Source organism: Deltaproteobacteria bacterium, from assembly GCA_009929795.1.
Lineage (GTDB): Bacteria > Desulfobacterota > Desulfovibrionia > Desulfovibrionales > Desulfomicrobiaceae > RZZR01.
In genome coordinates, this window is record RZZR01000330.1 from 1 (window position 1) to 1,647 (window position 1,647).

General features: G+C 60.2%; 2 protein-coding genes. One reads left to right on the forward strand and one right to left on the reverse strand.

What is annotated here, in order from left to right; genetic code table 11:
- Nucleotides 1-185 precede the first annotated feature (185 nt).
- Nucleotides 186-566: a CGGC domain-containing protein gene (locus EOM25_14730; protein NCC26432.1), complete on the reverse strand. Its 381-nt coding sequence runs from the start codon at nt 564-566 to the stop codon at nt 186-188.
- A 213-nt stretch (nt 567-779) separates the two neighbouring features.
- On the opposite strand from EOM25_14730, the gene EOM25_14735 reads away from it, so the two are divergent.
- Complete coding sequence (locus EOM25_14735; GenBank protein ID NCC26433.1) at nt 780-1,631, forward strand: universal stress protein; 852 nt, start codon at nt 780-782, stop codon at nt 1,629-1,631.
- Nucleotides 1,632-1,647 lie beyond the last annotated feature (16 nt).

The window sequence follows — 1,647 nt, forward strand, 5'->3', positions numbered from 1 at the left end:
CTTGAAACAGTTGGAGTCAATGAAGGAAACCGACTCCGGCGCGCCGCCCAATTGAAAACGCTTGCCATGAAGACTCTATCCAGTATCCGCAGTCCAATATAATGAGCATACGGCTTGGCATCTCGAAAATAGTGAACGGCAATACCATTTCGGGCCGACGTTTGATGCGTCGACCCGAAAAAGCATCACATCTCGAACCGTTCCGGCTGATATCCTCCCGGGAGGTGGGCAGTGCCCTTGACCACCAGAATCCCCGTTTCGGCTGCGGCCTGCCGGACGAGAGCATCGATATGGTCGCAAAAACCGCCACCCATTTCCCAGACATTGCCCTCCTTGTGGGCGAAGGTGCAGGTGGGCACGTGGATGGCCTCCGCCCCCTTAGCTTTCAGAATCTTGGCCAGGTCCACGAACCCGTCCCCGGGACAACGGCAGGTCAACACGCCCATGGGTTCGCACCCCTCATATCCGACAAAGCCCTGAGACGCGGATGCCATGGCCTTGAACCCCCCGGTCAGGGGGCACCGCTTCTCGTTTTTCTCGCAGCGAATGATGCCAATTCCAGCCATTGTCAATCCTCCTTGGTTTGAAGCGTTGCGACCGCTCCTCCCCAACGGGAACCTTTTCAAGTCATGCCGTGTTTCGTCAAGACTCGACTGTTCGATTCAAGAACTGAAGACCAACCGACCCCTTCGCTGAATTGTTCCAGGAAAGCCCCTTGTTTTCTACTTCCGAGTGATGCTAGCCTGCTTGCCACATCCAACCGCAACATCGGAGCCGGAATGAGCCGTTTTTCCACCAGCCTCCTGGGCGAAGCCAAAACCCTGCTGCTGTCCACCGATGGTTCCCAGTACAGTGAAGGCGCCGTGCAGGAGGCCATTTTTTTCGGGCAGGCCTGCCAGGCCAAGATCATCGCCCTGCATGTGGTCAAGATCGAGGCGGAGTCTCTCAAGTCGGCCAATGCCGGGGTCACCCGCAAGCGCAAGGAAATCGCCCCTCATTTCGAAGAGATCCGCAAAATGGCCCGGGACGCCGGGGTGGAATGCGAAACACTTGTGGTGGGCTCGTCCATGCCCGAGAACGCCATTGTCGAACAGGCCCAACTGCGAAAGGCCGACGTCATCCTCATGGGTCGCCACGGCCGGGCCGGGCGCCTCTATTTGATGGTCGGCAGCATGACGGCCAAGATCATCGGCCTGGGTTTCCCCATGGTTCTGGTCCTGCCCAAGGAGTCCATGCTGACCGGAACGCATGTGCTCGTGGCTGTCGATGATTCGCCCAACAGCAGGCTGGCCGTGGAAGAGGCCCTGAGTCTCGGCATGTGCTGCGTGACCCTGGAGCGCCTGACCTTCGTTGCCGTGGCCGGACGTCAACGGGGCCTCGACAAGGCCATGGCCATGGCCGAGGCCGCCTGCGCCCGGGGCCGGGAAAAATGGCCGCATCTCCGATTCGAGGCCGTGGCCGATGTGGGCCACCCTTCGAACATCATCGTTCGGGCCGCCGAGGAACGCCATGTGGACATGATCATGATCGGAGGAATGAGCCCGAGTCCCTTGCCGAGGATGTTCACGGGCCGGGTGACCAAGGAGGTCTGCGGCTGGGCCCACTGCGCGGTGCTGGTGGTCACGGCGTAGCGGACGGGAGAAGACC

Bases quoted from the DNA above. Each gene is read 5' to 3' on its own strand.
- EOM25_14730 (NCC26432.1), bottom strand. From the start codon at position 566: ATGGCTGGAATTGGCATCATTCGCTGCGAGAAAAACGAGAAGCGGTGC.
- EOM25_14735 (NCC26433.1), top strand. From the start codon at position 780: ATGAGCCGTTTTTCCACCAGCCTCCTGGGCGAAGCCAAAACCCTGCTG.